The organism is Vibrio algarum (assembly GCF_028204155.1).
Classification (GTDB): domain Bacteria; phylum Pseudomonadota; class Gammaproteobacteria; order Enterobacterales; family Vibrionaceae; genus Vibrio; species Vibrio algarum.
Genome location: NZ_JAQLOI010000001.1, coordinates 1,465,854 through 1,485,234, shown reverse-complemented (window position 1 = coordinate 1,485,234; position 19,381 = coordinate 1,465,854). Strand labels below are relative to the sequence as shown.

Annotated in this window: 18 protein-coding genes and 1 tRNA gene; 12 read left to right on the top strand and 7 right to left on the bottom strand. The window is 41.2% G+C overall.

The genetic code is table 11. The features are described 5' to 3' along the window. The gene (gene yvcK / locus PGX00_RS07195; RefSeq protein ID WP_272134049.1) at positions 1-888 is read left to right on the top strand and encodes a uridine diphosphate-N-acetylglucosamine-binding protein YvcK; all 888 of its coding nucleotides are present in this window, start codon (positions 1-3) and stop codon (positions 886-888) included. A gap of 18 nt (positions 889-906) precedes the next feature. Here the strand turns inward: yvcK and PGX00_RS07190 are convergent, their stop codons facing one another. From PGX00_RS07190 to uvrB, 3 genes are all read right to left on the bottom strand, one after another. Further along, on the bottom strand, positions 907-1,245 hold the full coding sequence (locus PGX00_RS07190; RefSeq protein ID WP_272134047.1) for an Hpt domain-containing protein: 339 nt from the start codon (positions 1,243-1,245) through the stop codon (positions 907-909). 85 nt (positions 1,246-1,330) lie between these two features. Further along, positions 1,331-2,710, bottom strand: coding sequence for a quorum-sensing sigma-54 dependent transcriptional regulator LuxO (luxO, locus tag PGX00_RS07185; protein WP_456119813.1), 1,380 nt, complete (start codon positions 2,708-2,710; stop codon positions 1,331-1,333). A gap of 336 nt (positions 2,711-3,046) precedes the next feature. Further along, positions 3,047-5,077: an excinuclease ABC subunit UvrB gene (gene uvrB, locus PGX00_RS07180; RefSeq protein ID WP_272134042.1), complete on the bottom strand. Its 2,031-nt coding sequence runs from the start codon at positions 5,075-5,077 to the stop codon at positions 3,047-3,049. A gap of 636 nt (positions 5,078-5,713) precedes the next feature. Here uvrB and PGX00_RS07175 point away from each other — a divergent pair. The 9 genes from PGX00_RS07175 to gloA all read left to right on the top strand — a co-directional run bounded on the left by PGX00_RS07175 (position 5,714) and on the right by gloA (position 13,127). Beyond that, positions 5,714-5,789: transfer RNA gene (locus PGX00_RS07175), tRNA-Asn, on the top strand. A 221-nt stretch (positions 5,790-6,010) separates the two neighbouring features. Continuing rightward, positions 6,011-6,592, top strand: coding sequence for an electron transport complex subunit RsxA (gene rsxA, locus PGX00_RS07170; protein ID WP_272134040.1), 582 nt, complete (start codon positions 6,011-6,013; stop codon positions 6,590-6,592). Further along, complete coding sequence (gene rsxB / locus PGX00_RS07165; RefSeq protein WP_272134038.1) at positions 6,592-7,167, top strand: electron transport complex subunit RsxB; 576 nt, start codon at positions 6,592-6,594, stop codon at positions 7,165-7,167. The genes rsxA and rsxB overlap by 1 nt, the downstream gene beginning before the upstream one ends. Before the next feature lie 9 nt (positions 7,168-7,176). Further along, positions 7,177-9,633: an electron transport complex subunit RsxC gene (gene rsxC, locus PGX00_RS07160; RefSeq protein WP_272134035.1), complete on the top strand. Its 2,457-nt coding sequence runs from the start codon at positions 7,177-7,179 to the stop codon at positions 9,631-9,633. Then, complete coding sequence (gene rsxD / locus PGX00_RS07155; RefSeq protein ID WP_272134033.1) at positions 9,633-10,679, top strand: electron transport complex subunit RsxD; 1,047 nt, start codon at positions 9,633-9,635, stop codon at positions 10,677-10,679. The genes rsxC and rsxD overlap by 1 nt, the downstream gene beginning before the upstream one ends. Positions 10,680-10,687: 8 nt before the next feature. Next, positions 10,688-11,323, top strand: coding sequence for an electron transport complex subunit RsxG (rsxG, locus tag PGX00_RS07150; protein WP_272134031.1), 636 nt, complete (start codon positions 10,688-10,690; stop codon positions 11,321-11,323). Further along, a complete protein-coding gene (locus PGX00_RS07145) occupies positions 11,316-12,005 on the top strand; it encodes an electron transport complex subunit E (protein ID WP_272134029.1) in 690 nt (229 codons plus the stop codon). Before rsxG ends, PGX00_RS07145 begins: the two co-directional genes overlap by 8 nt. Before the next feature lie 37 nt (positions 12,006-12,042). Then, positions 12,043-12,678: an endonuclease III gene (gene nth / locus PGX00_RS07140; protein WP_272134027.1), complete on the top strand. Its 636-nt coding sequence runs from the start codon at positions 12,043-12,045 to the stop codon at positions 12,676-12,678. 32 nt (positions 12,679-12,710) lie between these two features. Then, positions 12,711-13,127, top strand: coding sequence for a lactoylglutathione lyase (gene gloA, locus PGX00_RS07135; RefSeq protein WP_272134026.1), 417 nt, complete (start codon positions 12,711-12,713; stop codon positions 13,125-13,127). 94 nt (positions 13,128-13,221) lie between these two features. Here gloA and PGX00_RS07130 read toward each other — a convergent pair whose 3' ends face one another. Continuing rightward, a complete protein-coding gene (locus tag PGX00_RS07130) occupies positions 13,222-13,815 on the bottom strand; it encodes a VOC family protein (protein ID WP_272134025.1) in 594 nt (197 codons plus the stop codon). A 217-nt stretch (positions 13,816-14,032) separates the two neighbouring features. On the opposite strand from PGX00_RS07130, the gene argS reads away from it, so the two are divergent. After that, positions 14,033-15,766: an arginine--tRNA ligase gene (gene argS / locus PGX00_RS07125; RefSeq protein ID WP_272134023.1), complete on the top strand. Its 1,734-nt coding sequence runs from the start codon at positions 14,033-14,035 to the stop codon at positions 15,764-15,766. A 243-nt stretch (positions 15,767-16,009) separates the two neighbouring features. Next, a complete protein-coding gene (locus PGX00_RS07120) occupies positions 16,010-16,438 on the top strand; it encodes an HIT domain-containing protein (RefSeq protein WP_272134021.1) in 429 nt (142 codons plus the stop codon). A gap of 71 nt (positions 16,439-16,509) precedes the next feature. Here the strand turns inward: PGX00_RS07120 and PGX00_RS07115 are convergent, their stop codons facing one another. The 3 genes from PGX00_RS07115 to PGX00_RS07105 are packed head-to-tail and all read right to left on the bottom strand — an operon-like array spanning position 16,510 to position 19,246. Continuing rightward, the gene (locus tag PGX00_RS07115; protein ID WP_272134019.1) at positions 16,510-16,740 is read right to left on the bottom strand and encodes a FeoC-like transcriptional regulator; all 231 of its coding nucleotides are present in this window, start codon (positions 16,738-16,740) and stop codon (positions 16,510-16,512) included. After that, positions 16,737-19,019, bottom strand: a complete 2,283-nt coding sequence (gene feoB / locus PGX00_RS07110; protein ID WP_272134017.1) for a Fe(2+) transporter permease subunit FeoB — start codon at positions 19,017-19,019, stop codon at positions 16,737-16,739. Before feoB ends, PGX00_RS07115 begins: the two co-directional genes overlap by 4 nt. After that, positions 19,019-19,246, bottom strand: a complete 228-nt coding sequence (locus PGX00_RS07105; protein WP_272134015.1) for a FeoA family protein — start codon at positions 19,244-19,246, stop codon at positions 19,019-19,021. The genes feoB and PGX00_RS07105 overlap by 1 nt, the downstream gene beginning before the upstream one ends. Positions 19,247-19,381 lie beyond the last annotated feature (135 nt).

The window sequence follows — 19,381 nt, the reverse complement described above, 5'->3', positions numbered from 1 at the left end:
ATGAAGATATACAAAAATAAAAAAGTCGTCGCGATTGGTGGCGGTCATGGCTTAGGACGAGTGCTTGCCGCGCTTAATAAATTTGGTAATAACGCAACCGGTATCGTGACAACCACCGACAATGGTGGTTCGACCGGTCGTATTCGCTTTTGTCAGGGCGGCATTGCCTGGGGAGATACTAGGAACTGTATTAATCAGTTAATTACGGAGCCATCCGTTGAATCTATGATGTTTGAATATCGGTTTAAGGGAACCGGTGAATTGGGTGGGCATAATTTAGGCAATTTAATGTTAGCATCGTTAGATAACTTATCGGTCAGGCCTTTAGAAGCAATACAACTAATACGAAGCATGTTGAGAGTGAACGTAAATATTATTCCTATGTCTGAACATCCATCAGACCTAAAAGCACTTTCCGTCGACGGAAGTTGGGTTCATGGTGAAACCAGTGTAGACGAAATGGAAACCGACCTCTTAAGGTTAGATTTGGAGCCAGAGGTACCTCCCACAAGTGAAGGAATTACGGCAATCGAAAACGCCGATTGCATTATTCTAGGGCCAGGAAGTTTTCTCACCAGCATTATGCCTCCACTTCTGCTTTCAGAAGTTGGTCATGCCATATTAAAAAACACCCACGCAAAGCTAATTTATATCGAAAACTTATCACCTGAATATGGTCCAGCAGGAAGAATGACGTTGCGCGAAAAGCTTGAATGGTGCGAAAGAGCATGCCGAGGAAGGAAAATAGACATTGTACTTGGTGAAGTGCCTCACCCAGAACTAGAAGATGAATGGCACTGTGTTACCGTGGACCTCGCCTCACCAAATAGAGCATGGCGACACGATAGAGATAAACTGTCCAAAGCAATAGTTGGACAGTTAAAATAGGCTATCTTAATTAGTACTTTATTTTATTAGCAAGTCGTAGGCTTCAATTGTTGCTCTAATACTGAGCAACATTGATTCACGATTTTCAACCGTGGATATATTTTCCCCTGCCTTGGCGGAGGCATCAATACACTGTGCTTTCTTGCATAAATCATCGGCCCCAAAACTCGCAGCGCTACTTTTCAATGCATGACTTATATCACTTAAAAGACGTTCAAGATCTTCGTTATTTTCCATTAATGTTACTTGATAGTCGTTTAACTCACCCAAAAATATGTCTAATAAAATAGGTAAGTTCTCTTGACCAATTTCATTACACAAATCATCAATTTTGGCTGTGTTTAGATAAATCGTCACCGTTTTCGGATCTCCTAGCATTGTGGCCTATTGCTCGAATTAACTTATAGAATAGGCAAATTCGATTTCTTGTATTTGTTTTCGTCTATGTCCATGACTGCTTTTTTCTATAGATAGTCGAAGGACTCACTTCTAATGCATTTGCCGCTTTGGGTATATTACCTCCGCAAGCTTGAATCGCTTGTTCTATCGTTTCTTTTTCTACCTGCCACAAAGGGGTTATTTCATCAGCAGAGAGCAACGTCCTAGTTATTCTTTCTTCACTCAAAAACTCTTGCTCTTTGTTTCCCAAAGCAATTTCTGTGCTAACTTGGTTAATTGGAGGAGGAAGCATGTTTAATGTGATCTCCTTTCCATGATTTAGTACAACAGCGTTGCGGATTACATTTTGAAGTTGCCGTACATTTCCTGGCCATTCATAGGCTATAAATCTATCCACTACGTCTTGTGCGAATCGAGTGAATGACTTCTGCTCTTCTAAAGTCATATAACCTAAAAGAGAATAAGCTATCTCGATTACGTCCTCGCCTCTGTCTCGAAGAGGAGGAAGGTGCAATGGAATCACATACAATCGATAGTAAAGATCTTCTCGAAAACGCCCTCCCAATACTTCTTGCCACGGGTCTTTATTCGTTGCACAAACAAAACGAACATCGACACTCTTCATTTTAGATGAACCTACTTTTTGGAAAGTACCTGTCTGAATAAAACGTAAAAGTTTCGTCTGTAAATCCAAATCCATCTCACAGAGCTCATCTAGAAACAATGTCCCGCCATCCGCCATTTCTGCGGCACCCTGCCTCTCTGTAGCGGCTCCCGTAAACGCGCCTTTTACGTGTCCAAACAACTCACTTTCGATCAGATCTTTGGGGATTGCTGCGCAGTTGATAGCAATAAAAGGTTTTTCCCTTCGGTGGCTTGCGGCGTGTATAGCTTCAGCGCAAACCTCTTTACCCGTCCCACTTTCACCGGTGATAAAAATACTGGCTTTACTTGTCGCTGCAGAATCAATGGTTTTATAAACCGAAAGCATATTCTGACTACTTCCAATAAATCCTTGGTAGTTATTTACGCTACTGACACTCGCGGCGCTTTCGCTTTCACCATCTTTAATCTTTCCTGCTCGTCGAATAGCATTATTAACCGTGACTCGTAACCTATCTGCTTCACAAGGTTTAATTAAGAAATCCTGCGCACCATATCGCATAGCGTCTACTGCTGTATCGATAGAGCCATGCGCTGTCATAAAAATTATCGGCACATCTGGGTAAAGCGCTTTAACCGAATGGAGTACATCCATCCCAGTCATATCCGGTAAACGTAAATCTAATAAGATAAGATCTGGTATTCGATTAGTTAAAGTTTCTAAAGCTTTTTTACCTGTACCAACTATCTGTACATCAATACCAAGTGGAGTTAGGAAGGACTTATATAAAGCAGCAACGGATGCGGTATCTTCGACCATCAGCAAGTATTTTGCTTTTGGAGCAAGTTCTAATGTTTTCATAACCGAGCCTTAGACATTATTTTTTAGTTCGTTGAACCAACTGATTGTTGATTGCATTTTAAAAAATAATCGCATTTTGCTTTGCATAATGCAAATGTAGGTAGTCATTTTATAGCCAACTCACAAAAAAAGTACGTCAATAACCTCTTTTTATAATTGGCACAGTAAATGCTTTATGATTAATGACCCCTAGCGGGTCACCTAGCCAACTGACGTTGTTAGTGGAGATGTTTTCCACAAAATGAAGCCAACCGGACATATTCCAGTTGGCTATTTTTTTATCTACCGCACCAATTAACTGTTTGCAATAAACTGTTTTCTTAAGTTATCTATTCTATCCCTTTTCTCAGCCGCTAACTCAAATTCCAAGTTTTGAGCGTGTTGATACATTTCCGATTCCAATTTGAGAATCTCTTTTTCCAATTGTTGTGGTGTAAACGATTGATAACTCTTGGATGGCTCTGCAACTTTTGACAGCGGTACTTGTTTTGATGCTCTCTGATTACGAGTCTTAGCGATATCTCCAATTTCCATAATGTCCTTGATGTTCTTCTTCAAGGCTTGAGGCACTATTCCATTTTTTTGATTGTGCTCTTGCTGTTTTTTCCTACGACGATCAGTTTCATCCATGGCTTTTTTCATAGACTTGGTAATCGAATTACCATACAGAATCGCTCTTCCTTCTAGGTTTCTTGCCGCTCGACCTATAGTCTGAATCAGCGATCTTTCAGACCTTAAGAATCCTTCTTTGTCCGCATCTAAAATAGCAACTAGAGATACTTCTGGCATATCAAGCCCTTCTCTCAAAAGGTTTATCCCTACCAATACGTCAAATTCACCTAATCTTAGATCACGAATTATCTCTACACGTTCTACGGTATCAATATCAGAATGTAAGTAGCGAACCTTTACACCATGTTCATGAAGGTACTCAGTAAGATCTTCCGCCATCCGCTTAGTCAAGGTCGTCACTAAGACTCTCTCATCCTTAACTGACCTAATACGAATTTCAGAAAGTAAATCATCGACTTGAGTAGCCACTGGACGGACTTCAAGTTCTGGATCTAAAAGGCCCGTAGGACGCACAACTTGATCCGCGATATCCGTACCTGACTTTTCCAACTCATAATTACCCGGCGTTGCCGATACAAATATGGTCTGTGGGGCTAACGCTTCAAACTCGTCAAATTTAAGGGGCCGATTATCAAGTGCAGAAGGGAGGCGAAATCCAAATTCAACCAGAGTCTCCTTCCTTGAACGGTCTCCCTTAAACATTGCACCGATCTGAGGTACCGTCACATGCGACTCGTCAATAACTAACAATCCATCTTTGGGAAGATAATCGAAAAGCGTCGGTGGTGGCTCTCCCTCTTCTCGACCACTTAAATACCTTGAGTAGTTTTCAATACCAGAACAGAACCCTAATTCGTTCATCATTTCTAAATCAAACTGAGTTCTTTGTGAAATTCGTTGCTCTTCTAATAGTTTATTGTTTTCTAGCAAATAGGCTTGTCGGCTTTTAAGTTCAACCTTTATATGCTCTATAGCCTCAAGTATTTTTTCTCTTGGGGTAACATAGTGGGTTTTTGGGTAGACGGTAAATCGCGGCAAGTCTCTTTGATTAATCGCACCCGTTAGTGGATCAAAAAGACTAATACACTCGATTTCATCATCGAACATCTCTATGCGAACCGCTTCCTGATCTGATTCAGCAGGGAACACATCAATAACTTCACCGCGAACCCTAAATTGTCCGCGTTCAAATGACACATCGTTTCTTGTATACTGCAGTTCAGCCAATCGCCGAATGATATCTCTTTGATTAAGGTAATCTCCTCGCCTTACGTGCAACATCATTTTTAGATACGAATCTGGATCACCTAAACCGTAGATAGCCGAAACAGAAGCAACAATAATTGCGTCTTTCCTCTCTAAAAGCGCTTTTGTTGCTGAGAGTCTCATCTGTTCAATATGCGCATTTACTGAAGAGTCTTTTTCTATAAATGTATCGGTAGTTGGGACATAAGCTTCCGGTTGATAGTAATCGTAATAAGAAACAAAATATTCAACAGCATTATTAGGGAAGAACGCCTTCATCTCTCCATAAAGTTGGGCAGCTAACGTCTTATTTGGCGCGAGAAGAATGGTTGGCCTCTTTGATTGCGCAATAACATTTGCCAGAGTAAAGGTTTTACCAGAACCCGTTACACCCAACAATGTTTGGTGTGCGAGCCCATTATCCAACCCATCTAACAATTTGGTTATTGCCGTAGGTTGATCACCAGAGGGTTTATAGTCAGAGATTAAGTTATATTCTTTGCTCATAATTATGTTCTTATTTTTTATGATTAATGGTGTTGAGCGATACATAGTGCTTGCCCTGATTATGATAACGAATTATTAAAAATATTGTTTAATAAGATAACTAAGCTGCAACAAAAAGTGCCACTTTTGTTGCGCAAAAAACGGCTAAGCAACCGACCAATCAAACAAAATAATAATTAGAAAAATAATGTGAACAAGATCTGTTCAAACAGTAGATCCTTTTTGTAAATTTTGATAAAGTCTTCTCCCTCCAAGCAACATACCTCTAACATTCCTAATTTTTCATCCACTTGTTTTCCCCAATTTAGTGCGTTTTAACGCTATTATCTGTAAATAATCAAGTTATTCACAATACCTGAAATTTCCCATCAATATTATAGATCCAAATAATTCAATTTATTTCAATGTGTTAAGGGTAAAATTAATAGAGTCAGTGCTCTAGGAAAATTCACTTAAACTTTATTCAAGTTTAATCAACACACTTATCCACAATTTTAGTGGATAAGTAAGATGAGCCTTTTATTGATAGGAACTCCGAAAAAATCAAGTGAATTTATGGGATTTTTTTATAAAAAGTTGCGAATTCCTTGTTGACACATTTAGTGTGTATAGCTAACATTCGCAACTCAAATCGATTCCCCCTTAGTTCAGTTGGTAGAACGGCGGACTGTTAATCCGTATGTCGCAAGTTCAAGTCTTGCAGGGGGAGCCACATTTTAAGGCCACGTCAAAGACGTGGCCTTTTTCGTTTATTTTTTCATCCCCAAGTAAAAAGCCCCTGCGTCTTCAACTGGATTACAATACTAAGATCAAAAAAACGCGGATTACGCTAAAAAACAGCACTATTACTTAAAAACCCTAAGGATTCTCGGTTGTTATTAGTTAACCAAAGCGGGATAATACTCCCTTCAGTATTTCCTAATATGTATCATCATGACTGACTACCTACTGCTACTGGTCGGCACTGTACTAGTGAACAACTTTGTGCTGGTTAAATTTCTGGGGTTGTGTCCCTTTATGGGTGTTTCCAAAAAACTGGAGACGGCTATAGGCATGGGATTGGCCACAACATTCGTACTGACGCTTGCGTCCGTTTGTGCGTACTTGGTTGAAACCTATATATTAGCGCCATTGGGGATAGAGTATCTGCGAACAATGAGTTTTATATTAGTTATTGCTTTCGTTGTTCAATTTACAGAAATGGTTGTCCATAAAACGAGTCCGACACTATATCGATTACTCGGTATATTTTTACCTTTAATTACGACAAATTGCGCGGTCTTAGGTGTTGCACTACTCAACATCAACGAAAATCATAACTTTATAGAGTCTATTATTTATGGCTTTGGTGCCGCCGTTGGATTCTCCTTAGTTCTGATTCTATTCGCTTCAATGCGAGAACGAATAGCAGCCGCAGATGTACCATCACCATTTCAAGGTGCATCTATCGCAATGATAACCGCCGGGCTAATGTCACTAGCATTTATGGGTTTTACTGGGTTGGTGAAGCTGTAATGGTTACAATTATCATCGCGATACTCTCTATCGCTATCCTCGCTGGGATCTTTGGTGCTTTTTTAGGTTTTGCCTCTATCCGATTCAAGGTTGAAGCAGACCCAATAGTCGAACAAATTGACGCTATATTACCGCAAACACAATGTGGACAATGTGGTTATCCAGGGTGCCGACCGTATGCAGAAGCTGTCGCCAACGGCGACAGTATCAGTAAATGTACGCCAGGTGGACAAGCTGCTATTGAAAAAATAGCCGAACTAATGGGTGTAGAACCAGAAACAAGCAACCAAAGTGAAGAAGAGCCCGTTAAAACCGTCGCATTTATTCATGAAGATATGTGTATTGGTTGCACTAAGTGCATACAAGCTTGCCCCGTAGACGCTATTGTAGGCGGAACAAAAGCTTTGCATACAGTAATTAAAAATGAATGTACTGGTTGTGATCTTTGTGTTGCTCCATGCCCTACAGACTGCATAGAAATGATACCAATTGAAACCACCATAGCTAACTGGAAATGGAAACTAGATTCCATTCCAGCCATCGATATATCAGACAAACCAGAAAGTACGAGTTAAAGGAAAGATATGGTGTCGTTAGTTAAAAAAATACGTCATGGTGAAATCTGGGATTTTCCCGGTGGAATTCATCCACCTGAAAACAAAATCCAATCTACTCGGTTGCCTGTTGTAAAAGCGAATTTGGCAGAAGAATTTATACTTCCAATTAAACAGCATATTGGCCGTTCTGGGGATCTCGCGGTTAAAGTAGGTGATAAAGTATTAAAAGGCCAGCAACTCACTAAATTTACAGCCAGTTTTATGTTGCCCGTCCATGCTCCGACATCCGGTGAAATAGTTTCAATAGAGCCAAGACAAACTGCCCATCCTTCCGGTCTAACGGAAACTTGCTTTGTTTTAAAACCGGATGGAAAAGATCAATGGGCACAAAAAAATCCATTGCCTGATTTTAAATCAGAGACACCTGAACAACTTATCAATGTTATTCGACATTCGGGTATTGCAGGGCTTGGGGGCGCAGGGTTCCCGACGGGTCGGAAAATACAATCGGGCATAGCTAAAACAGAAATTCTTATCATTAATGCCGCTGAATGCGAACCATATATCACTGCTGATGATATGCTGATGAGAGAAAACGCCTTTGAAATTATCGAAGGTATACAGGTATTAGAGTACATCTTAAAGCCAGATTTAGTCATTATCGCCGTTGAAGACAATAAACCCGAAGCGATAAAAGCACTAGAAGACGCAGCCCTAAATAAAAACCTAGTAATACGCGCTATTCCAACTAAATACCCTTCTGGTGGTGAAAAACAATTAATAAAAATTCTGACCAACAAAGAGGTGCCTCAAAAGGGAATTCCTGCTGATATCGGTGTACTTGTGCAAAACGTCGGTACCGTACACGCTATTAAAAAAGCGGTCATAGACGGAGAACCACTAATTGAACGAATTGTTACCTTAACCGGAAAAACATTCGCCCAACCGATCAATAGCTGGGTTCGATTAGGCACACCGGTTCAAGCCTTATTAGATGAATATGGTTACAAAGAAGATAAAAAATCACCCCGCATAATAATGGGTGGCCCTATGATGGGATTCACTTTACCTTCTACATCAGTACCTATTACGAAAACGACTAACTGTTTACTAGCACCTACTAGAAAAGAAATTGCACCTAAACATCCCGAAGTCGCTTGTATTCGTTGCGGGCAATGCGCTGAAGTTTGTCCTGCGTCTCTGTTACCACAACAATTATTCTGGTACTCAAAAGATAAAGATTTTGATAAGTGCGAAGAACTTAATCTATCAGATTGTATAGAATGCGGAGCTTGCGCCTATGTCTGCCCAAGTGAGATACCACTAGTCCATTATTATCGTCAAGCTAAGGCTGAAATTCGCATCAACAAAGAAGAGTCAGAATCGGCAGAAAGAGCAAAATTACGCTTTGAAGAGCGTAAAGCACGTTTAGAAAGAGATAAAGAAGAACGTGAAAGTCGCTTTAAAGCCGCTGCTGAAAGTCGCCGTAAAGAGATGAATAAAACCGATGACGATGCAGTAGCCGCGGCTATCGCTCGGGTTAAGGCTCTAAAATCAGACCCACAAGCGGCACCAGCGGTGAAACCGGCTGTAGCAGCAGCGATCGCCCGAGCGAAAGCGAAGCAAGCGGATGCATTAAAAGCAAATAGCGAAACACCTGACAATTCTGAAATGGCTAAAATAAGGGAAGAACGTAAACGTCTAGCCCGAGAAAGAAAAGCGGAAAAAGAGCAGAGCTTATCTAGTCAAACCAACGCTGACAACACCTCGGAAAAGGCTGATAAGAAAACTGCAGTAGCTGCTGCCATCGCTCGCGCTAAAGCAAAGAAAGCCGCACAAGCTAAAGCTGCAACAGACAATGAAGCAACAGAAGTATCCAAAACGGATACTCCGTCGCCTGAATTAGAATCAGAGAACAAACCAACAGCGGATAAAAAGAAAGCCGCTGTAGCTGCTGCCATCGCTCGCGCTAAAGCAAAGAAAACCGCACAAGCTAAAGCTGCAACAGACAATGAAATAACAGAAGTATCCAAAACGGACACTCCGTCGTCTGAATTAGAATCAGAGAACAAACCAACGGTGGATAAAAAGAAAGCCGCTGTCGCTGCTGCCATCGCTCGCGCTAAAGCAAAGAAAACCGCACAAGCTAAAGCTGCAACAGACAATGAAACGACAGTAGTATCCAAAACGGACACTCTGTCGTCTGAATTGGAATCAGAGAACAAACCAACGGTGGATAATAAGAAAGCCGCTGTCGCTGCTGCCATCGCTCGCGCTAAAGCAAAGAAAACCGCACAAGCTAAAGCTGCAACAGACAATGAAACGACAGTAGTATCCAAAACGGACACTCTGTCGTCTGAATTGGAATCAGAGAACAAACCAACGGTGGATAAAAAGAAAGCCGCTGTCGCTGCTGCCATCGCTCGCGCTAAAGCAAAAAAAGCCGCACAAGCTGCAGACAAAAAAGCTAAGGAGAAAGAATAGTGGCCTTTTTTATTGCCAGCTCCCCACATGCCCATAACCGAAAGAGCACAAAAGATCTGATGAAATGGGTGGCAATAGCTGCCATTCCAGGTCTGTTAACCCAAACCTACTTCTTTGGGTGGGGCACATTGATCCAAATGTTATTAGCACTGGTCGTGGCAGTTTTACTGGAAAGTGCAGTCATGCTATTTCGCAAGCGCTCACCCCTTAGTGCACTTCGTGATTATAGCGTGATCGTTACGGCCTGGTTATTAGCAGTGGCAATTCCTCCTCTTTCACCATGGTGGATGATGGTCATAGGGTTATGTTTCGCCGTTGTCATCGCTAAACAGTTGTATGGCGGACTTGGACAAAACCCATTTAATCCTGCAATGATTGCTTACGTTGTCTTATTGATTTCGTTTCCATTGCAAATGACGAGTTGGATAGCGCCCCATAGTTTAAACCCTTCAGACATTAGCTTGTACGATTCATGGAAGCTAATATTTACCGGATTTGATGACGATGGTTTTTCTTTACAACAGATCCGTGTGGGTATTGATGGCATCACAATGGCGACGCCACTTGATGCATTTAAAACCGCTGTAAAATCATCTATTCCAACTCAAGAGTTTATGTCTTTACCTCCATTTTCTTTTATCGCTGGAACAGGCTGGGAATGGGTAAACATCGCTTATTTATTAGGTGGAATTGCACTTGTTAAACAACGCGTTATTCAATGGTACATCCCTGCTGGTTTTTTATTAGCCCTACTTTCTTTTAGTTGTGTTGGCTACTTCATGTCCCCAGAAACGATTGGCAGCCCTCTCTTGCACCTTTTTTCAGGTGCAACAATGCTAGGTGCATTTTTTATTGCGACGGACCCCGTTACTGCATCCACAACCATTAAAGGGCGACTACTGTTTGGATTCATTATTGGCTCATTGATATTTATCATTAGAACGTGGGGCGGATTTCCCGACGGCGTCGCTTTCGCTGTCCTTATTGCTAATATGATGGTCCCTTTTATCGACCGCTATACAAAACCAAGAACCTATGGACACTGAGGGGAAATATGTTAACCGCGATTAAAAACAATGGCGCGACATTAGCTATTTTTGCTTGTGCCTGCACCGGCCTAGTGTCCATTACTCATTTATTAACCGAAGACACTATTTTGTCGCAAGAGCGAGAACAACTGAAGTCTATACTCAATCAAGTTATTCCCCATAAATTGCACGACAATGAACTTTACGCTGCTTGTACGTTAATCCAGTCAGAAAGTTTAGGCAGTGAAGAGCCATTACCGGCCTATGTCGCAACAAAAGGTGGCATCCCAAGCGCAATAGCCATTGAGGCGATCGCCCCAGATGGCTACAACGGTAGAATTAAGCTTATCGTTGGCATAGACTACCAAGGAGTTGTAACCGGTACTCGTGTACTTGCCCACAATGAAACACCGGGCTTAGGTGACAAGATAGATACAAGAATTACCTATTGGATTGATGGTTTCAAAGGCAAAAAAGTCACCTCGAAAAACCTAGAAGACTGGAAGGTAAAGAAAGATGGTGGTCAATTTGATCAATTTACTGGCGCAACCATCACACCACGAGCGGTCGTTAACGCCGTCAAGAAAAGTGTCATTTTCTATAATGAAAATCGTGATGCCTTATATTCTCAACCGTTGAATTGTGGAGATAGTAATGACTGAACATAGACTACTGCTAAAGAATGGATTGTGGACAAACAACCCAGTATTAGTCCAGTTACTGGGACTTTGTCCGTTACTCGCCGTCTCATCAACTGTGACCAATGCACTAGGCTTAGGCATTGCGACCACGCTTGTTCTTATTGGCTCGAATCTAATCGTCTCTTTGGTAAGAGATTACGTACCTAAAGAAATTCGACTTCCAGTTTTTGTCATGATTATTGCCGCACTCGTAACGTGTGTACAGCTACTTATGAACGCATACGCCTATGGTCTCTATCTGTCACTAGGTATTTTTATTCCACTTATCGTAACCAACTGCATTATTATTGGTCGTGCTGAAGCTTATGCCGCTAAAAACGAACCATTGCCCGCGGCTTTAGATGGATTATGGATGGGTATTGGAATGACCTCTGTTCTTGTATTGCTCGGTTCAATACGAGAAGTATTAGGCAATGGAACCTTATTTGACGGCGCAGACCTTTTACTAGGGAGTTGGGCTGCATCATTAAGAATTGAACTGTTTAACGTGGAAAGTAATTTCTTACTTGCGATGTTACCTCCGGGGGCATTTATTGGTGTTGGTTTCATTATTGCCTTTAAAAATGTTATCGATTCACAAATTTCTGTACGAAAACCAAAAGCAGAGAAGCCGGTAATTGAACGTGTTAGAGTAACTAACTAACCAGTTTGCAGATGATAACAATTAAGAAAAGTCAGCAATGAATAATACAAAACGAGTAGAAATTCTTAAGCGGTTGAGAGAGAACAACCCTAACCCTCAGACAGAGTTAAATTGGAACTCGCCATTTGAGCTACTGATTGCAGTTTTGCTTTCTGCTCAAGCAACAGATGTGAGCGTTAACAAAGCAACTGCCAAATTATACCCTGTGGCCAACACACCAAAATCTATCTTAGATTTAGGGGTAGATGGTGTAAAAGAGTACATCAAGACCATAGGATTATTTAATTCTAAGGCTGAAAATGTCATTAAAACTTGCCGAATCTTAGTTGAACAACACAATAGTGAAGTACCAGAAAATAGAGAAGCCTTAGAAGCACTTCCTGGTGTGGGTCGAAAAACCGCAAATGTTGTTTTGAATACTGCGTTCGGTTGGCCGACGATCGCTGTCGACACCCATATTTATCGGGTATCCAATAGGACTAAGTTAGCAATGGGTAAAACCGTTGATAATGTGGAACAAAAACTATTAAAAGTGATTCCAAAAGAGTTCAAACTCGATGTTCATCATTGGTTGATTCTACATGGGCGCTACACCTGTGTAGCCAGAAAGCCACGCTGTGGTAGCTGTATCATCGAAGACTTATGTGAATATGCTACAAAAACAGAATTGTAATAACAAACATATTAAAATACTGGAGAAATACAATGTCAAATGGTCGCATGTTACACACAATGATACGAGTCGGAGATCTAGACCGTTCTATTGAGTTTTATACCAAGGTTATGGGTATGGAGTTACTCAGAAAAAACGAAAATACTGAGTATAAATATACGCTAGCATTTGTTGGCTTCGGAGATGAATCGCAAGGCGCAGTTATCGAACTTACATATAACTGGGGCACATCTGGATACGACATGGGTAATGCCTTCGGCCATATCGCTATCGGTGTTGATGACATTTATAGCACTTGCGATGCAATTAAAGCGGTTGGGGGTAACGTTACAAGAGAACCCGGCCCGGTAAAAGGAGGAACAACTCAAATTGCCTTCGTTAAAGACCCTGACGGTTACATGATTGAGCTAATTCAAAACAAACAAGCAAGTGAAGGTTTAGAAGGGTAATTCCTACTTCACACAACAGACTCTAGAAACACCCTTAATTTCTAGAGTCTGTTTTCATATATTCATTAAACCCAACCGTTATTTCATGTGAAGGTTATTGCTCAGATAGAACAACTTGTTTTAGTGCGTGCGGGTGCAACTTAATACAGACTCCATCTCTTTTAAATGCGACCGTGGGATTTGCTAAACGCTCCCCCTCTCCTTTCGGACTCGAAAGCTTGATATTTATTCCCATCGATTCCATTCGATCCCATGCATCGAGTAACCTTGGCATACGTGACTTGAGCTCTTTTAAGTATTCTTTTGCCGTCTTTGCGTCAGAAGGTATGACAAACTCTACATGTTCCCAACCCTGATTCGGATACTGCTTACCTTTTGCTGGATAAGGGAGTTCTAAGCATTCGATTGCCCAATTTTGAATTGAAATCGGCTTTGTAAACTCTAAAACAATTATCGGTCGACCATTGATGTAAGCAGAAGAAATCACGGTGCCAAATTTGAGCCATGCCTGGTGAGCTTGGTCAGTCAATTGGTTATCGTTAATTCGCATAGCAATGTGATCGGCTTGATACTCTGTCAGTTCAAGGCCTATGTCTCGTGCCAAAGAATTCAGTTTTTCAAAAAACGCTGGTAAATTATCAAGCATTTGTTCGGGTGTTAATTCGCATTCAAACAAAGGGTTAGTCATCTATCTATACTCGGAATGTCTATTTGTAACCGATATTATCAATAACTACGGAAAAAAGTATGCAAATTTGTTTTTCTTTGGCTGTTAGCCAAAGGGTTAACTTGCTATTATTACCCCCATTTTTATAAACAAATATGCCATATGCGCTCTAATTCGAGCTGATGTAAATACTCGAAAACGCATAGCAGTACAATTCTAAGAATTGAAGGAAACTCGTGTGAATATCCAAGCACTTATAAATGACAAAGTATCTCTGGCTCTAGTAGCCGCTGGCGCACCAGAAGGCAGCCCAGCAGCTGTACGCCAATCAGCTAAATCACAGTTCGGTGATTACCAAGCAAATGGTGTAATGGGTGTAGCAAAAAAATTAGGCACTAATCCTAGAGAGTTTGCTCAAAAAGTATTGGACGTACTCGACCTTGACGGTATTGCAAGCAAAACAGAAATTGCAGGGCCTGGCTTCATCAATATTTTTCTTAGTGAATCTTTTCTTGCAAGCCAAGCGGAATTAGCATTAGCAGATGAGCGTTTAGGCGTATCTGTTGAAGAACAAAAAAATATTGTTGCCGATTATTCAGCGCCTAACGTAGCAAAAGAGATGCATGTTGGTCACTTACGTTCCACTATCATCGGGGATGCCGTTGTTCGTACCCTCGAGTTTCTTGGTCATAACGTAATTAGAGCCAATCACATAGGAGACTGGGGTACACAGTTCGGTATGCTTATTGCGAACCTTGAGCGTATCCAAAAAGAGTCTGGCGAAGTTTCAATGGAACTTGCGGACCTTGAAACATTCTACCGAGAATCAAAAAAACTCTACGATGAAGACGAAGAATTTGCTAAGCGTGCTCGTGCCTATGTCGTTAAGCTTCAAAGTGGCGATGAATATTGTGCCGAGATGTGGAAGAAACTTGTCGACATCACTATGATCCAAAATCAGCGCAACTATGACCGCTTAAATGTGTCACTAACTCGTGACAACGTGATGGGCGAGAGTATGTACAACGATATGCTACCTGGTATTGTGTCCGATCTTAAAGAAAAAGGTCTAGCAGTAGAAGACGATGGCGCTCAGGTTGTTTTTCTAGATGAGTATAAGAATAAAGATGGCGAACCGATGGGCGTTATCATCCAGAAACGTGACGGTGGTTTCCTTTACACAACCACCGATATTGCGTGCGCAAAATACCGCTATGAAACACTGAAAGCAGACCGAGTACTGTACTTTATCGATTCACGCCAACATCAGCACTTAATGCAAGCTTGGACGATCGTTCGGAAAGCCGGATACGTTCCAGAAAACGTGACCCTTGAGCATCATGCATTTGGAATGATGCTAGGTAAAGATGGTCGCCCATTTAAGACTCGTGCTGGCGGTACGGTTCGTCTTGCCGATTTACTTGACGAAGCGCAAGTAAGAGCTCAAAAACTAATCGAAAGTAAAAACCCAGAGTTAAGTGAATCAGAAAAAGAAGCCATTGCAAAAACAGTCGCAATGGCTGCAGTGAAATACGCTGACCTTTCAAAACATCGTACTACCGATTATATTTTTGACTGGGACAACATGTTAGCCTTCGAAGGGAATACCGCACCTTATATGCAATATGCATACACTCGTGTTGCATCTATCTTCGCTAAAGCCGAAATTTCGATGGATAGCATCGAAGGTGATATCACGATTACTGAGGAAAAGGAAAAGGCGTTAATTGCTAAGCTACTTCAATTTGAAGAGGCCGTTCAATCTGTCGCTCGCGAAGGCCAACCTCACATCATGTGTAGCTATTTATTTGAGCTAGCAGGCCAATTCTCAAGCTTCTATGAAGCTTGTCCTATCTTGGTTGCAGAAAGCACATCAATAAAACAGAGTCGACTTAAACTTGCGGCCCTTACTGCTAAAACCATCAAACAGGGTTTGTCGCTTCTTGGTATAGAAACGCTGGAACGTATGTAAGATTGTCATCGTGAAAACGGGAATCTTGGCTGCACTAGATCCCCATTTTCACGGGGATGACGTCGGTTTTCGTCGGGAATACAGGTTTAAAAGACCTTAACCGAACAGCATTACACAATAATGAATGCCCTGTTAAAGACAGGGCATTTTTGTAAATCTTACTTCAAAATAAGAGCTTGCGTGTTACCAGAGCCCCAATTAAATGTTATAAATGATCATCATTGCATAATAGAGAGCGTAGCGATGGCTTTTGCATTACATCCCCAATTAGAACAAGACACATCCAAACTTGGTGAGTTCCCACTTTGTACCGTTCTTTTAAATAAAGACGCTAGCGTACCGTGGATTATCCTTGTCCCAAAGGTCGATGGTATTAAAGAATTGCATCAATTATCGATGGATCAACAACAACAATTCTTGATTGAGAGCCAAATTATTTCCAAGATGCTAGAAGCCTTATTTTTGCCAGACAAACTAAACCTCGGAGCATTGGGGAATATGGTTCCACAGCTTCATATACATCATGTAGCTCGATTTATTTCAGATATCGCGTGGCCGGGGCCGATTTGGGGAAATGCTGCTGGTCAGCACAGAAATGAAAATGAACAAAATAAACTGGTCAATACGATAGCCATTGAGCTGAAAAAGAACCCTATGTTCCAAAAACATTAAGATCTCTATCAATAGAAAAAAATGCCAGTCAGCTTAACTGACTGGCATTACTGATTATATCAGCGCTTTTTTTATGAGATAACAGTCATCTGGATTGCATTACTGGTAACGGCTTTATAACGTATTTGTCTTACGTTCTCTTTTTTATCGAGATCAACTAACCTTGATAACTTACCTTTTTTAACCCAGACCTCTAGCATCGCGTCCACGCCATCTTCACTCAATGCGAATTTTTTGGCTAGTTCCGTTCGAGTAGCACTGCCTTGCTCAAAAATAAATGCTTTAAGCTCTGAGAGTATCACGCGATAGCCTCAGACAAGCTCATCTGTTTCTGACCTTCTTTCTTAAGTAAGAAATAAGTAGCAAACCAGATAAAGAACACCGCTACAATCCAAGAAATGCTTGTGGTTGGCTGTTGGTTAAACAGCATAACGTTATGATAAAGAGCCGCACCAGTATAGGCGAGTAACATTGTCCAACTGGCAATAAATACGGCATATTTTCGGCCAAACTCTTTCATGTATGCACCCATAGCGGCAACACAAGGCGTATAAAGTAAAATGAAAATCAGGTAAGCAAATGCTGCATGTCCAGTGACGAAATTCGATTTAAGGTTACCAAAAATAGACGAATCAACATCTTGTTCCTCAGCGACTGCCGTAGAATCACTAAGATCACCCACTTCAATACCCATTGGATCACTGAAGCTTATGCCCATCAAGTTTTCAGGAATGGTCATTACTGCCTCTTCGATACTTGCAGCCAAATTGTAGTCAGCCCCATCTTCATCAGACGATGATGATGAATACAGACTATTCAGCGTACCGACCACTGCCTCTTTGGCAAATATCCCAGTGATAATACCAACTGTTGCTGGCCAGTTATCTTCTCTAACTCCAATAGATGAGAAAACGGGTGTGATGACTTGGGCTGCCTTAGAAAGCACCGATTTATCACTGTCTTCATTTCCAAATGTACCGTCAGTACCCAACGAATTGAAAAAACTCAATATCGTAACCACTACAACAATCGTCTTACCTGCACCGAGCACAAATCGTTTTAGTTTCTGCCATGTTTTAATACACACATTTTGCATGGTAGGAATTTCATAATCCGGCATTTCCATGATCAACGCGTCACTTGAACCTGGATAGAGTGTTTTCTTTAATAGTAACCCAGTTGCAACTGCAGCAAGTATGCCCAAAATATAGAGCGCAAATACAACATTTTGACCGCTATCAGGGAAGAATGCTGCAGCGAAAAGTGCGTACACTGGAAGTCTAGCTCCACATGACATAAATGGTGCCATTGATGCTGCTAGTTTACGTTCACGCTCTTGATCAAGTGTTCGAGTTGCCATTATTGACGGTACGTTACAACCAAAACCTAAAACTAATGGGACAAACGCCTTGCCTGGTAACCCTATTTTTTGCATCACCTTATCTAATACAAAAGCAGCTCGTGCCATATAGCCAGAACTTTCAAGTACCGCTAAAAACAGATATAAGGCCGCGATTACAGGTATAAACGTAGCGACAGTTTGCACACCACCACCGACACCGTCTGCAATCAACGTAGACAACCAGATAGGGAGGTGGTCATCTAATAGGTAATGTCCGCCATCCACTAATAATGCACCAGCACTGATATCAAAAAAGTCGATAAATGCGCTACCGATGTTGATAGAAAACATAAACATCAAGTACATAACAACAAAGAAAAACGGAACGCCTATCCACTTGTTCAGAATAAACAGATCCGCTTTTTCGGTAAAACTACGGCTTAATTTCCCTTCACATTTGCGAATATGTTTTAACTCGTTGTGTATAAATGAATATTTTGTATCTGCAACTTCGAGGTCGATATCAATATCTACACGATTGATAGTCTGATGTACCGTTGCCCTATCTTCTTCAGTTAAGCTGTTTAAAATTAGGGCATCATTTTCTAATGCACGTATTGCTAGAGCACGATTAGAAACCGTTTCATCTTTCCAAATTGGTTGTAAAGAAGCGATCGCCTCTTCTAGTACATCGCCATAATTAAGGTTATGAACCGAAAGAGCCACACCCTGTAGCAATATTTTGTGGAGTCGTTCTTTAAATTTTTTTACTTGCTGCTGATCAGTAGCAGAAAGAGTCAATACTGGGCAACCAAGCGTTTTTTCAAGCGCTTTAACATCAAGGACCTGCCGCTCTCTTGCGAGTGCGTCCATTTTATTCAGCACAACAATCATTGGCCGGCCAAGTTCTCTTAGCTGAAGCGTTGTATATAAGCTTCTTTCTAAGCAACTAGCATCAACAACGTTGACGATAAGATCTGCAGGATGAGTCAATACCGCCCGTGAAGCGATAGACTCATCTATGCTATTCGCATCATTACCACTGTCCAAGGCGTAGATACCCGGTAAGTCAGTTAAACTAAGTTTATTCCCTGAATGATATAACGAGCCTGTTTTCTTCTCGACAGTAACTCCAGGCCAATTTCCAACCTGTTGTTTAGCACCTGTCAAAGCATTAAATAGCGTCGTTTTACCACTGTTTGGATTGCCTACCGTAAGGATTTCATATTCAGCTTGCATTAGTTAACCTCTACATCGATTTCTGAAGCAATATTTTTACGTACTGCTAGAGACATGCCTCTAACGCGAACCTGAATTGGGTCTCCCATTGGCGCACGACGAATCACCTTTACTTCAGTGTTCGGCAATACACCCATAACCATCAGTTTCTTTCTAAGTTCCATAGTCAGGTTCGAAAACGACTTGATATTTGCGCTTTCACCATCTTTCAATTCTGATAGTTTCATGGACAGCCCTTATGCATGCTTCAAATGATAATAATTTCTATTCCGGTATAGTAGCAAGTTAAATACTTTTGTTAATTGTTCTATATCAATTTCCGTATTAAAAACCATTATCATTTAGATAATCAATTGAATTCA